Source organism: Taylorella asinigenitalis MCE3 (genome assembly GCF_000226625.1).
Lineage (GTDB): Bacteria > Pseudomonadota > Gammaproteobacteria > Burkholderiales > Burkholderiaceae_B > Taylorella > Taylorella asinigenitalis.
In genome coordinates this window covers 1,029,019-1,042,184 of the sequence record NC_016043.1, presented here as the reverse complement: position 1 = coordinate 1,042,184, position 13,166 = coordinate 1,029,019, and the positions used below count along the sequence as shown (strand labels likewise).

Annotated in this window: 15 protein-coding genes; all 15 read left to right on the top strand. The window is 40.1% G+C overall.

Annotated features, from left to right (window positions below; translation table 11 throughout):
- The first annotated feature begins 115 nt into the window (after positions 1–115).
- The 15 genes from sdhC to TASI_RS04925 all read left to right on the top strand — a co-directional run bounded on the left by sdhC (position 116) and on the right by TASI_RS04925 (position 13,058).
- Positions 116–529: a succinate dehydrogenase, cytochrome b556 subunit gene (gene sdhC / locus TASI_RS04995; protein ID WP_014111677.1), complete on the top strand. Its 414-nt coding sequence runs from the start codon at positions 116–118 to the stop codon at positions 527–529.
- Positions 529–903, top strand: a complete 375-nt coding sequence (gene sdhD / locus TASI_RS04990; RefSeq protein WP_014111676.1) for a succinate dehydrogenase, hydrophobic membrane anchor protein — start codon at positions 529–531, stop codon at positions 901–903. Before sdhC ends, sdhD begins: the two co-directional genes overlap by 1 nt.
- Positions 903–2,678: a succinate dehydrogenase flavoprotein subunit gene (gene sdhA, locus TASI_RS04985; RefSeq protein ID WP_014111675.1), complete on the top strand. Its 1,776-nt coding sequence runs from the start codon at positions 903–905 to the stop codon at positions 2,676–2,678. Before sdhD ends, sdhA begins: the two co-directional genes overlap by 1 nt.
- Before the next feature lie 7 nt (positions 2,679–2,685).
- On the top strand, positions 2,686–3,402 hold the full coding sequence (locus TASI_RS04980; RefSeq protein ID WP_028884243.1) for a succinate dehydrogenase iron-sulfur subunit: 717 nt from the start codon (positions 2,686–2,688) through the stop codon (positions 3,400–3,402).
- Between the two features lies 1 nt (position 3,403).
- Entirely contained in the window at positions 3,404–3,661 is a 258-nt protein-coding gene (locus TASI_RS04975; RefSeq protein ID WP_014111673.1) for an FAD assembly factor SdhE, read from the top strand.
- A 35-nt stretch (positions 3,662–3,696) separates the two neighbouring features.
- A complete protein-coding gene (gene gltA, locus TASI_RS04970; protein WP_014111672.1) occupies positions 3,697–5,007 on the top strand; it encodes a citrate synthase in 1,311 nt (436 codons plus the stop codon).
- Between the two features lie 46 nt (positions 5,008–5,053).
- On the top strand, positions 5,054–5,815 hold the full coding sequence (locus tag TASI_RS04965; protein ID WP_044978275.1) for a Fic family protein: 762 nt from the start codon (positions 5,054–5,056) through the stop codon (positions 5,813–5,815).
- Between the two features lie 258 nt (positions 5,816–6,073).
- Entirely contained in the window at positions 6,074–7,042 is a 969-nt protein-coding gene (locus TASI_RS04960) for an ABC transporter substrate-binding protein (protein WP_014111669.1), read from the top strand.
- A 19-nt stretch (positions 7,043–7,061) separates the two neighbouring features.
- Positions 7,062–8,744 carry an ABC transporter permease gene (locus TASI_RS04955; protein WP_014111668.1) on the top strand — a complete coding sequence of 561 codons (1,683 nt, stop codon included), beginning with the start codon at positions 7,062–7,064 and terminating at the stop codon, positions 8,742–8,744.
- Positions 8,745–8,900: 156 nt separating this feature from the next.
- Positions 8,901–9,458, top strand: coding sequence for a BRO-N domain-containing protein (locus TASI_RS04950; protein WP_014111667.1), 558 nt, complete (start codon positions 8,901–8,903; stop codon positions 9,456–9,458).
- A 45-nt stretch (positions 9,459–9,503) separates the two neighbouring features.
- Positions 9,504–10,487 carry an ABC transporter ATP-binding protein gene (locus TASI_RS04945; RefSeq protein ID WP_014111666.1) on the top strand — a complete coding sequence of 328 codons (984 nt, stop codon included), beginning with the start codon at positions 9,504–9,506 and terminating at the stop codon, positions 10,485–10,487.
- A gap of 60 nt (positions 10,488–10,547) precedes the next feature.
- On the top strand, positions 10,548–11,429 hold the full coding sequence (locus tag TASI_RS04940; protein WP_014111665.1) for a polysaccharide deacetylase family protein: 882 nt from the start codon (positions 10,548–10,550) through the stop codon (positions 11,427–11,429).
- 45 nt (positions 11,430–11,474) lie between these two features.
- On the top strand, positions 11,475–11,768 hold the full coding sequence (locus TASI_RS04935) for a hypothetical protein (protein ID WP_044978077.1): 294 nt from the start codon (positions 11,475–11,477) through the stop codon (positions 11,766–11,768).
- Positions 11,758–12,747, top strand: coding sequence for a CobW family GTP-binding protein (locus tag TASI_RS04930; RefSeq protein ID WP_014111663.1), 990 nt, complete (start codon positions 11,758–11,760; stop codon positions 12,745–12,747). Before TASI_RS04935 ends, TASI_RS04930 begins: the two co-directional genes overlap by 11 nt.
- Complete coding sequence (locus TASI_RS04925) at positions 12,744–13,058, top strand: antibiotic biosynthesis monooxygenase family protein (protein WP_014111662.1); 315 nt, start codon at positions 12,744–12,746, stop codon at positions 13,056–13,058. Before TASI_RS04930 ends, TASI_RS04925 begins: the two co-directional genes overlap by 4 nt.
- Positions 13,059–13,166: the final 108 nt, after the last annotated feature.

Sequence of the window (13,166 nt, the reverse complement as noted above, 5' to 3'; positions counted from 1 at the left end):
AGCCAACAAATTCCTCAAGCTTACCTAATCCCCTAAAATCCGCAATCAATCTCAAAAGTTTGATTAAAAATATTATAATCTTACAAGTTTTATATTTAATCATAGGTATCAATTCATGTCTGATGTCACTCAAAAGCCTCGCCGAGAGTTTAGAAACATTGAATTCGATAAAATTACTAGGGCTTATAAGCTTCCGCTTCCTGCGATTTTATCGATTTTGCACCGCGTTAGTGGTGTTTTAATTTTTCTAAGCCTTCCTATTCTTATTCATTTATTCCGTAACAGTCTAGCTGGGCCTGTTATGTTTAATAGCTTGGCTACAGGTTTCTCAGGTTTTTTAATTAGAGTTGTCTGTATTGTGGCATTATGGGGATTTATGCACCACCTTTGTGCTGGTATTCGTTTCCTTATTCTTGACTTACATATTGGTATGGATAAGGTTTCAGCTAATAAAAGTGCAAAAATTGTGTTTATTGTGAGTTTGGCTTTAACTGTTATTTTTGCAATTAAATTATTTGGAGTTCTGTAATGCCTGATCAATTTGGTACTAATCGTCGTGCAGTAGGAGCTCATTACGGAACAATTGGATTTATTGTTCAACGTTTAACTGCTACTCTTTTAGCAATTTATTCTGTTTTCTTTCTCCTCACATTGTTATTTACACCAGTAACTTATGAGAATTGGTTGCACCTTTTCACTTTTACTGTTTTGAGTATCCCTGCTGGTCAAATCTGTGTAACTTTAGTGTTTTTCACACTTTCATGGCACGCATGGATTGGAATTCGTGATGTTTGGATGGACTATATCGATTGCTGGAAGCTTCGTCTAATTCTATTTATATTTACGATATTTTGGCTTATTGCCATGTCTATTTATTTCTCATTTGTCGTTTGGAGTCTTTAATGTCTACTGTTCTTTCTTCTTTACCTCGTCGCAAATTTGATGTTGTGGTAGTAGGGGCAGGCGGTTCAGGCATGCGTTGTTCCTTACAACTTGCTCAAGCAGGTCTTAATGTCGCTGTGCTCTCAAAAGTATTTCCAACTCGTTCTCATACAGTTGCAGCTCAAGGTGGTATTGGTGCTTCTTTAGGAAATATGTCTGAGGATAATTGGTATTGGCATATGTACGATACTGTAAAGGGTTCTGATTGGCTCGGAGATCAGGATGCTATTGAATTTATGTGTCGTCAGGCTCCCGAAGCCGTTTATGAATTAGAGCATTATGGAATGCCTTTTGATCGCAACCCAGACGGTACTATTTATCAACGCCCATTTGGCGGTCATACAGCTAATTTTGGTGAAAAACCTGTTCAAAGAGCCTGTGCTGCAGCTGACCGTACAGGTCATGCCTTGCTTCATACTTTATATCAACGAAATGTAGCCTCACGTACTCACTTTTTTGTTGAATGGATGGCCCTTGATCTTATTCGCAATGATGACGGAGATGTCTTAGGTGTCACAGCTTTAGAGATGGAGACAGGGGATATATACGTTTTAGAAGCTAAACGTACAGTTTTAGCTACAGGAGGAGCCGGTCGTATTTGGGCTGCATCTACGAATGCATTTATTAATACAGGTGATGGGCTTGGTATGGCTGCACGCGCGGGCATTGCCCTCCAAGATATGGAATTTTGGCAGTTTCACCCTACGGGCGTTGCTGGTGCGGGCGTACTTATTACTGAAGGGGTTCGCGGAGAGGGCGGCATTCTCTTAAATAAAGACGGAGAGCGTTTTATGGAACGATACGCTCCGACTCTAAAAGATTTAGCGCCACGCGATTTTGTATCTCGTTCTATGGACCAAGAGATTAAAGAAGGCCGCGGTGTAGGTGATGGAACACACGTCGCTCTTAAACTAGACCATTTAGGTGAAGATGTCATTAAAAAACGTCTTCCATCTATTCGTGAGATTGCTATTCGATTCGCAAATGTGGATCCAATTAAAGAACCAATTCCTGTTGTTCCTACTATTCACTATCAAATGGGTGGTATTCCTGCAAATTATCATGGCCAAGTAGTTGAATGGAAAAACGGAGAGGAAAAAATCGTTAACGGTTTATATGCAATTGGTGAATGTTCTGCGGTTTCCGTCCACGGTGCAAATCGCTTAGGCACAAATTCACTTCTAGATTTAGTTGTGTTTGGGCGTGCAGCTGGAAACCATATCATTGCCGACAAATTGCATGAACAGAAGGCTCATGTGGACCTTCATAAAGAGAGCGTTACAAAATCTATGGATCGTTATAACGCACTTGAAAACCGCTCTACAGGCCTAAAAGTCCAAGATGTAGGAAATAAAATTCGCACTACTATGCAAAGTCACTGTGGTGTATTCCGTACTAAGGAGCTACTTAACGAAGGTGTTCGTGAAATTGCTGAATGTGCAGAACAAGTTAAGCAAATTCATTTTAAAGATAAATCGAAAGTCTTCAATATGGCACGACAAGAAGCTCTTGAAATCGAAAATATGATTGAAGTTGCAAAAGCTACTATTAAATCAGCAGCTAATCGTGACGAGAGTCGTGGAGCTCATGCTCTTAATGACTTCCCAGAGCGTGATGATATTAATTGGTTGAAGCATACACTTTGGTATTCTGAGACAGATTCTCTTGAATATAAACCTGTGCATATGAAACCATTGACAGTTGATTCATTCCCTCCTAAACCTCGTACATTCTAAGTTGGATATCATGACTAAACGCATTGTTAAATTTGAAATTTACCGCTATGACCCAGATAAGGACGAACGTCCTTACATGCAAAAGCTTGATGTAGAGCTTGGCCCAAACGATAAGATGCTTCTTGATGCATTAGTACGCATCAAAAATGATGTGGATGATAGCTTATCAATTCGTCGCTCATGTCGCGAGGGTGTATGTGGTTCAGATGCGATGAATATTAACGGTAAAAACGGGCTTGCATGTATTACTAATCTTAGAGATTTAAAAGAGCCTATAGTTTTAAGACCTCTGCCAGGGTTACCTGTAATTCGTGATTTGATTGTAGATATGACTTCGTTCTTTAATCAGTATCACTCAGTAAAACCATATTTAATCAACGAGGATCATCCTCCTGAAAAAGAGCGTTTGCAATCTCCAGAAGCACGTGAGGAATTAGATGGTTTATATGAGTGTATTCTTTGTGCTTGTTGTTCTACATCATGTCCATCATTTTGGTGGAATCCTGATAAGTTCGTAGGTCCTGCTGGTCTGCTTCAAGCTTATCGCTTTCTTGCAGATAGTCGTGATCAGGCGACGTCAGAGCGCCTTGATAATTTAGAGGATCCATATCGACTATTCCGTTGCCACACAATTATGAACTGTGTGGATGTCTGTCCTAAGGGGTTAAACCCCTCAAAAGCTATCAGCAAAATTAAAGAAATGCTTGTGAGACGTACTGTTTAGTATGGGTACGTTATCCGATAGTGAACGCGATCTTCTTAGATGGAGGTCGCGTCGCGGACTACTAGAAAATGATCTGATAATCACAAAATTTTTAGATCAATATGAGAGTTCATTAACTCAGGACGATGCCCGAAATTTAATGACTCTTTTTGAACTAGACGATAATACCCTTTTGCAAGTTTTGTTAGGGACTGAAGTTCTTGAAAGCCCCTATGATAGCCTCGAAATCCAAAGGCTTGTTAAACTTATGCAATCTTAATGGGGTATATTACACAAAATACTGAGGAGTATAAAATGAAAACATCAGATAAAAAGGCCGTATTGAGTATTGATGGTCAAGATAGCATTGAACTACCTATTTATGATGGTTCGGTTGGTCCAAGTGTTATAGATATCCGCAAACTATATGCTCAGACAGGCATGTTTACTTATGACCCTGGTTTTGTCTCGACTGCTTCATGCGAATCTGAGATTACATACATTGATGGCGGGAAAGGGGAGTTGTATTACAGAGGCTATCCGATAAAAGAACTTGCTGTCAAATGTGACTATTTAGAAGTGTGCTATTTGCTTCTTAAAGGTGAACTTCCTAATCAGGCTCAAAAAGATGACTTCGAATATCGTATCCTTCACCACAATTTAGTTCACGAACAAGTACATATGCTACTTCGTGGTTTCCGTCGTGATTCTCATCCGATGGCTATTTTAGTTGGCCTAACAGGTGCTATGGCTGCATTCTACGATAATGGATTAGATATCAAAAATCCAGAGCATCGTGAAATTGCATCTATCCGGTTGATTGCGAAGATGCCTACATTAGTTGCTATGGCTCATAAATACTCTATCGGTGAACCGTATGTACACCCTAATAATAAACTTTCTTATTCTGGTAATTTTTTACGTCAGATGTTCGCAAACCCATGCGAAGAATATGTAGTTAACCCTGTTATTGAAAAAGCCATTGACCGTATTCTTATTTTGCACGCAGATCATGAGCAAAATGCTTCTACGTCAACAGTTCGTTTATGCGGCTCTTCAGGTACTAACCCTTATGCAGCGATTTCTTCTGGTATTTCTTGCCTATGGGGTCCAGCACATGGTGGTGCGAACGAAGCATGCTTAAGAATGCTTGAGCAAATTCAAGCAGACGGTGGTGTTGCAAAAGTTGGCGAATTTATGGAGAAAGTTAAAGACAAAGAATCTGGAGTTCGTTTAATGGGCTTTGGACATCGTGTTTATAAAAACTATGATCCTAGAGCTAAACTTATGCAAGAAACTTGCAAGGAAGTGCTTGCAGAGCTTGGACTTGAAAATGACCCACTATTTAAACTTGCGATGGAACTTGAGCGCATTGCTCTAGAAGATGATTATTTTGTAGAGCGCAAGCTTTATCCTAATGTTGATTTCTACTCTGGTATCGTGCAAAGTGCAATCGGTATTCCAACCCAATTGTTTACTGCGGTATTTGCATTAGCACGTGTTGTAGGTTGGATATCTCAATGGAGTGAGATGATCTCTGATCCAGACTACAGAATTGGTAGACCTCGTCAATTGTACGTTGGAGAAACTAAAAGATCTGTTCCAGATATAGCCAATCGCAAGTAAAAAATTATAATTTTGAGGGTCGCTTTTGGGCGGCCCTTATTTGATTATGACACTATACGATAGGATAGGGTTTAGTTGGGAAAAAAATTCTGATATTGTTATTCCATCAGAAAAAGAACCACTTAGCACTCTAATTTTCAAACTAAAAAAGAGATTTCCTGAATTCGTTTGGGATGCATCACAATTAGAAAACAATCCGATTACATTTCCTGAGATTAAAACTCTACTTGATGGAATAACAATTGGTGGTCATAAATTGTCTGATGTAGAACAAGTTACAAATCTTGCTGACAGTCTAGAATACTTAATTAAGACTCTAAAAAACGATTTTTTCAAGTTGGATCGAGATACTTTCTGCAAATTTAATTCAATTATTTCTAGAAATGAATCTTTAGAGTGGGGTGTATTTAGAGGCGAGGGTTCAGAAATTAATTACACTCCAAATGTAGCACTTGGTGAAAGGGGCGTTTATAAGCCATTGCCCACAGTTGCAGGTGCGAAAGAATTGATTCTTAGATTTAATGATGGAGTACTAGCTCTAGAATCTTCTTTTAAAGAGCATGCAATCTCTACCTACGAACTAGCTTTTGCATTCTTTCTTTTTGGTGCATTAAATCAATTTTTTTTTGACGGAAATAAACGCACCTCACGCCTTATGATGAATGGGATTTTAATGTCTAATGGATATGAGGCAGTCACTATTCCTGCTTCTAAAGCTACAGAATTCAATAGAAATATGGTTGATTTTTATGATTCTAAAAATGCAACAGACATGATTAAATTTTTGTTTGAATGTACCCAAAGCTAATTAATCAGGTCGCTATTGGGCGGCCTTTATTTTATAAAGTTGCGAATTTCATCTACATCTTCTGACATATCATCCCATAAGAATAGAAGAAGGCTTAGAGATAAATTATCTGTGGAGGATGGCTGGGACATTGCCACCCCCCAAAAAAGGCAAGAAAGAATTATGGAACAACGCACAAACATCACTGTCCTCAAGGTTATTTGAAATCATAGTTACACATTACACACATAAAATGACAGAAATTTTATGGAGATATTTATGATTAAAAAATTACTTCCACTAGTGGTTTCTAGTCTTTTTGCAGTTGCTGCTGCTCAAGCTCAAAATCTTACTCTTTATACTTCTCAGCCTGTAGCAGATGCTCAAATGACTGTTGAGGCATTTGAAAAAGCTAATCCAGGCGTTAAAGTTGAATGGGTTCGCGATGGTACTACTAAGCTTATGACAAAATTCCGTGCTGAACTTGAAGCTGGGGTTACTAAGCCAGATCTTCTATTAATTGCTGATAGTGTGACTCTTGAACAGTTGAAAAAAGAGGGTCTGTTGGCGGCCCATGATTCTAAAGAGAAGTCAAACTATGATGAGGCTTTATATGATAAAGAAGGTTACTACTATGGTACTAAGCTAATCACAACTGGTATTGCATATCACAAAGATGCAAAAGTAAAACCTACTTCATGGAAAGACCTTGTAAAACCTGAACTTAAAGGCCAAGCAGCTATGCCTAGTCCTCTGTATTCGGGTGCGGCATTAATTCATCTATCTGCATTAACTACAAATCCTGATTTCGGATGGGATTACTATAAAGCTCTTAAAGAAAATGGTATGAGCCCAATCAAGGGTAATGGCAGTGTTCTTAAAGCAATTGCTACAGGTGAAAAGCCTTACGGTGTGCTTGTTGATTACATGGCTATACGCGAAAAAGCTAAAGGGTCACCTGTAGAGTTTGTGTTCCCTGCAGAAGGTGTATCTATGGTTACTGAGCCAGTTGCGATTCTTAAAAGCTCTAAAAATCAAGAATTGGCTAAGAAATTTGTTGATTTCTTACTTTCAGCTGAGGGACAAGAGCTTGTTGTTAAACAAGGCTATCTTCCTGCACGTAACGGTGTAACTCCACCTGCGGGCTTCCCTGATCGAAAAGATATTAAATTATTGCCATTTGACTCAGCTAAAGCTTTAGAAAACACAGAAAAAGATAAAGAAGGTTTCTCTAAAATTTTCAACTAATTAATAGATTAGATTTAGATTGAATCGAAAAACATTGCCAACTCCCGTTATATGGGGGTTGGTTTTTATTATTCTCATTATCTCGATTCTGCCAACTGCACGTCTTGTGCTACAAGTAGTGTTCGATATAACAGAGTCCGAAAAATCCTCGCTCTCAAAGGTTCTTGCTCAGAGTTCTACATGGACTGCGACCTTTAATAGTCTTTATACGTCCTTTGTGTCTATGCTGTTGTCGCTTATCATTGGCGGCTCACTCGCATTGCTTATTACACTTACAAATATCCGTGCGAAAAGTGTATTTGTCATGCTTTTTATGCTACCGATGATGATACCGCCGCAAGTAATGGCTTTAAGCTGGCTTCAGTTAATGGGGCCAAACAGTGCCCTTCTCAAGATGATAGGACTTGCCCCACCGCTAGGATCGCCGCAGCCTCTATATTCGGATTGGGGCATTATCCTGCTTCTTGGAATACAGAGTGCACCGCTTGTATTTTTAACCATTCGCACGAATATCCTTAATATTCCTAAAGAATTGATAGAAGCTGCCCGCCTTAATGGGGCTTCTATGAGGGAAGTTTTAGTAGATATGGTATTGCCACTATGTAAGAATTCCATCGCTGCAGCTGCTGCTATCGCATTTATATCGTCGCTTGGAAATTTTGGCATTCCTGCTATGTTGGGCATTCCTGCGTCATATTATGTGCTCCCAACACTCGTGTATCAAAAGATGGCTGATTTCGGGCCGACTATGATTGATCAAGTGGCTGCATTGTCAGTGCTTATTGCAGTGCTCTCGTTGTTGGTGGTGTGGATGCAGAATCATTATCAGCGGAAGATGCAGATTATGGGCCTGCCTGGAAAGCCGCTATCCTTCAGGCTCGGACTCAGTCGCATATTTTGGGAGCTTGCACTAGCTTTATTTTTAATAGCTATACTTGTTATCCCACTTATAGCCCTTATCGTTAGTTCTCTTGTTCCAGCTCAGGGCGTAGTCTTAACGTGGGACACACTAAGTTTTAAAGGGTACGAGAATCTATTTATGCCGCAAAGCGTTACCTGGCGTGCTTTTAAAAATAGCTTCTTTTTATCGTTAGGGGCAGCTAGTGCTATTGTGCTTATCGGAATGCCTCTTGCGATGTGGTTTAGCAAGTCGGATAATCGTTTTAAAAAATGGTTGCAGATTGGGATGGATGTGCCGTATGCATTGCCAGGGGTGGTGCTGTCGATTGCCGTGATTTTGATATTTGCGAGACCATTGCCACTTGTGGATATTGTTTTATATGGCACGATTTGGACTATATTTTTTGCATATTTATCGCGCTTTTTTACGGTCGGTTTTAAGCCAATTCAAAGCACAGTGATGCAGATGGATAATTCTTTTGAGGAGGCGGCTCAGCTTTGCGGAGCAGGGCAGATGCGGCGTTTGCTTGATATAGTGTTTCCACTGCTTGCTCCTTCTGCTTTTGCGGGCGTTATTCTTGTGTTTTTGCTCGCTTTTAATGAGTTGACTGTGTCAGCACTTCTTTGGAGCTCTGGCAATGAAACCGTAGGTGTCCTCATTTTCAATATGGAAGAAAGCGGTGATGGCATCATGGCTGCGGCTATGTCAGTGGTGGTCGTCTTTATTGTGATTTTGCTGATGCTTGTTTTGAATCTGTTTTCAAAGAGAATTCCGCGGGGCGTAATTCCGTGGAAAAACTAAGATTTAAAATAGGCTTATATTAAGTAATTGATTTTAATGGATAATTTCAACTGTACGATAATATCGTACAGTTGAAATTGCAGGACTATTTTATCCACCTTGGGTTTATTTTTTCTTTTTGATTGTTATTTTATGGAATACTTTCAAGGAGAAATTATGAATATTAAAAAGTATGAAGGTTATATGATCAGATCCACCTGGGTTCAAGAAAAAGAAGAATGGTATTTCAGCATCATAGATGTTGTTAGAGTGCTTACGGAAAGTAGTAATGCTCGACGCTACTGGAGTGATCTAAAAGTAAAAATTCGTGATATTGAAGGGGGAAATCAACTGTACGATAATATCGTACAGTTAAAAATGAAGACCCCAGATGGAAAATACAGAACAACGGATGCCTCTGATTTAAAAGGAATTTTCCGGATTATACAGTCAATTCCTTCCCCTAAGGCTGAGCCATTTAAATTATGGCTTTCAGAGATGGGTAAGGAGAGATTTGATGAAATCGCTGATCCAGAGTTGATTATCGATAGAGCCCTACAGACTTATCTCTCAAAGGGTTATACAAGAGAGTGGATTAATCAAAGACTGCAGGCAATTCAGGTTCGCAAGGAATTGACTGATGTGTGGAACGACCATGGGGTGTCTGCAAGCAAGAACGCACTAGATTTGGGGAGGATATTAGCAAATGTTCTTGAAAATAAATCAGATGATTAACTTAATTTCAACTGTACGATAATATCGTACAGTTGCCCGAAACCTATGTCTAGACTCATTCTTCAGAATATCTCTAAGTTTTACGACCAAAATCAGGTCGTTAAAAATGTCTCACTTGAATTCGAAGAGGGTGAATTTATTGCTTTACTTGGTCCATCTGGGTGCGGCAAAACCACCTTGCTTCGAATGATTGCTGGCTTTGAGCCCGTCTCTGAGGGTGAGATTCGCTTTGGTTCAAAAGTCCTCTCTAGCGCCCAATCTTCTAATGTCATTCATGTCCCTCCAGAAAAACGAGAGATAAGTATGGTGTTCCAATCCTACGCACTGTGGCCACATATGAAAGTGCGAGATAACGTAGGTTATGCCCTTAAACTTAAGGGAATAAAGGGTCAAGAGTACAAGTCTCGCGTTATTGAAGCCCTTAAGACAGTCGATCTTGAGAATTTTGCAAACCGCTATCCCAATGAGCTTAGTGGCGGCCAAAGACAGCGCGTTGCTTTGGCTCGGTGCCTCGTGTCGTCCCCTAAAATCGTACTCTTGGATGAGCCGCTTGCTAATCTTGATCAGCATTTGCGAGGTTCAATGGAGCGCACTTTCCGCGAGTTTCAGCGCCGCACGAATGCAACATTTATTTATGTAACGCACGACCAAGCGGAGGCGATGGCCCTTGCGGATAAGGTTGCAGTTATGAATGCTGGCTGCGTTGAGCAGTTCGACACTCCCGAAAATATCTATAATCGCCCGCGTACAGAGTGGGTCGCTCGGTTTATTGGGAGTGGGACAATGTTGGATTTATCGCGGCTTCATTGCCATCAAGGTGGCAATGTCCTCGTCCGCCCTCAACATGTGCGCATAAGTGAACATGCGGATTTACAAGCAGTCATTAAAGAACGTATATTTAAAGGAGCCCATTATGCATATCATGCAGAGCTAGAAGATGGGCAGGAATTACTGTTTTACGCAGAAAATTTAATTGATATAGGGGCAAGCGTCAGATTAGAGATTGAGAAATATTCCGAACCTCTATAAATAGTCTTGACGTCATATCTTGGTGGTATCATAAAAATATATCTTTACAAGGAGAACATTATGAGTAAAGAAATTTTCGTATCATTTGGTATTGACGTAGATGCCGTTGCAGGTTGGCTCGGCTCTTATGGTGGAGAGGATTCTCCTGATGATATCTCACGCGGTCTGTTTGCTGGTGAGGTTGGTTCATTAAGATTGCTTGACCTTTTCGCAAAACACGGTCTAACATCTACGTGGTTTATTCCAGGTCACTCTGTCGAGACTTTTCCTAATCAGATGGCTGAGGTTGTGAAAGCTGGGCATGAGGTCGGTATGCATGGATATAGTCATGAGAATCCTATTGCCATGACACGTGAGCAAGAGCAGGCAGTTTTAGATAAATGCTTTGATTTAATCAAAGAGTTATCGGGTAAAGCACCTACTGGCTATGTCGCTCCATGGTGGGAGTTTAGTAATGTCACAAACGAGCTTTTACTTGAAAAAGGCATTAAATACGACCATAGTTTGATGCATAACGACTTTACTCCATACTATGTTCGCGTAGGGGATAAATGGACGAAAATCGACTATAGCCAAGATGCAGAATCATGGATGAAACCTCTAGTACGTGGCACTGAATCAGATTTAATTGAAATTCCTGCTAGCTGGTATCTTGATGATCTTCCACCTATGATGTTCATTAAAAAATCTCCAAATAGCCATGGTTTTGTAAATCCACGTGATATCGAGGACATGTGGCGTGACCAGTTCGACTGGGTATACGAAAATATGGATTATGCAGTATTTCCAATCACAATCCACCCAGACGTATCAGGTCGTCCACAAGTGCTTTTAATGCTAGATCGCCTCATCAAGCATATGAAATCACACGATGGCGTTAAGTTCGTTACGATGAATGAAATCGCAGACGATTTCGCTAAAAGATGTCCTCGTAAGAAATAATTAGATCTACGTGCGGGGATATTTATCCTCGCACAATCAGACTTTATGTGCGGACTTTGTGGCCTTATAGCTGAGATTACAGATTGGACAGACTCTTTGCCTAATGAGCTTCCACGTAGGCAGGAGAGGTACAAGCGCATTGCCATCATAAATAAGATTTTAAAACCATGCCATGTGCAAGTTTCAGATTCGCAGGGCGTAAATTATCTTGTAGAGAGCCTCACGGGCAAACGCGAAATCGCAAATGGATTGCAGGAGCTGTGGGACAAGGTCGCATCCATAAACCCAAATTTTGAGATTCTCGACGAGTCGTATCTTAGAAAACTCGATGCATACTAATTCCTCAGAACGAATACCGATTCATGTCATTACGGGCTTTCTGGGAAGCGGGAAGACGACATTTATTCGAAAAATTCTCGAGCACGATAAAAACAGCGAAACGCTTGTGTTGGTCAATGAGTTGGGCGAGATCGGGCTCGATAATTTGCTCGTCGAACAGGTATGCGATAACACTTATTTGCTAGCATCTGGCTGCGTGTGCTGTACAGTACTGACGGATGTAAAGGACACCTTGCTTAAGGTCTTGGCCGATAAAAAAGCGGGTAAGATTGCTCCTTTTAAAAATATCATTATCGAAACAACGGGTCTCGCAAACCCCGCATCAATGCTTAATACACTTAGTTTTGATACGCATCTTAAGAGTCGATTTGCGGTCCATGGTATGACATGTGTTATCGATAGCACTTTGGCAATGTCCCAGCATTCCATCCACCCAGAGTGGCTTCCACAGGTCATTGCCAGCAATAAGTGGGTTTTGTCTAAGCGTGATTTGATTGGATCTGAAGAAGAATTGAATGTTAGAAATTTTGTTGAATCAGTTGGCTCGACAGGTGCATGGATAGAACCTGAGATACTTGTTGATACTTCAAATTTGTTTGCTCTTGAATATATGAGAACTGAGTTTTTTAATTTGCCCTTTAGCACTGAAGGATTTAAAACTCACAAGGATACACAAACGGGAGTGATTGTTTTTAATGACTCCGTAGATTGGACTTTGTTTGGTTTGTGGCTCAATATTTTGTTAAAGCAATATGGTGAATCTATACTTAGAATTAAGGGAATGTTGTATCTAACAGGGCAAGAGAAACCTGTGTTTTTACATGGTGTTCAACATTGCCTCTATCCGCCTGAGCATTTAGAGCATCCTCTTTGGGATGACGGAAAATCAAGACTATTATTTATTTGCAGAGGAATTGAGATAGAGAAAATTAAAAAGTCTGCTCAAATATTTATGAATTTAATTAAGGAGAAATCATGAAATACATGACTATGAATCGTTTTAAAATACATTCTAAATATGAAAATGAATATCCAGGAATTTGGGACGAATCTTATAAAAACATTGATTCGGTGCAAGGCTTGGTAGATTTTAAATTATTAAAACTAGATAAGGAATTGGACGGAGATATAGTGGTCTTCGCCTCGTGCAGTGTTTGGGAGAGTAAAGAGGCGTTTGAAGCTTGGAAAATTTCTGAAAACTATAAAGAGATGCACAAATCAATACCTTTAAATAAACACATGTATGCAGAACATCCTTTGATGGAGGCATTTGAGGTTGTGTTGGGGTAGTAGGGGAGACAGAAGGGTCTCAGCAAAATTTTATTTGTGAAAAAATTCACTCATGCATTTATTGCCCCACCCACGTAAGCACGCAAAAAAAGCCCCTCAGGAACTCGT

Bases quoted from the DNA above. Each gene is read 5' to 3' on its own strand.
- TASI_RS04940 (WP_014111665.1), top strand. From the start codon at position 10,548: ATGAGTAAAGAAATTTTCGTATCATTTGGTATTGACGTAGATGCCGTT.
- TASI_RS04950 (WP_014111667.1), top strand. From the start codon at position 8,901: ATGAATATTAAAAAGTATGAAGGTTATATGATCAGATCCACCTGGGTT.
- TASI_RS04965 (WP_044978275.1), top strand. From the start codon at position 5,054: ATGACACTATACGATAGGATAGGGTTTAGTTGGGAAAAAAATTCTGAT.
- TASI_RS04935 (WP_044978077.1), top strand. From the start codon at position 11,475: ATGTGCGGACTTTGTGGCCTTATAGCTGAGATTACAGATTGGACAGAC.
- gltA (WP_014111672.1), top strand. From the start codon at position 3,697: ATGAAAACATCAGATAAAAAGGCCGTATTGAGTATTGATGGTCAAGAT.
- TASI_RS04960 (WP_014111669.1), top strand. From the start codon at position 6,074: ATGATTAAAAAATTACTTCCACTAGTGGTTTCTAGTCTTTTTGCAGTT.
- sdhA (WP_014111675.1), top strand. From the start codon at position 903: ATGTCTACTGTTCTTTCTTCTTTACCTCGTCGCAAATTTGATGTTGTG.
- TASI_RS04945 (WP_014111666.1), top strand. From the start codon at position 9,504: ATGTCTAGACTCATTCTTCAGAATATCTCTAAGTTTTACGACCAAAAT.
- sdhD (WP_014111676.1), top strand. From the start codon at position 529: ATGCCTGATCAATTTGGTACTAATCGTCGTGCAGTAGGAGCTCATTAC.
- TASI_RS04930 (WP_014111663.1), top strand. From the start codon at position 11,758: ATGCATACTAATTCCTCAGAACGAATACCGATTCATGTCATTACGGGC.
- TASI_RS04975 (WP_014111673.1), top strand. From the start codon at position 3,404: ATGGGTACGTTATCCGATAGTGAACGCGATCTTCTTAGATGGAGGTCG.
- sdhC (WP_014111677.1), top strand. From the start codon at position 116: ATGTCTGATGTCACTCAAAAGCCTCGCCGAGAGTTTAGAAACATTGAA.
- TASI_RS04925 (WP_014111662.1), top strand. From the start codon at position 12,744: ATGAAATACATGACTATGAATCGTTTTAAAATACATTCTAAATATGAA.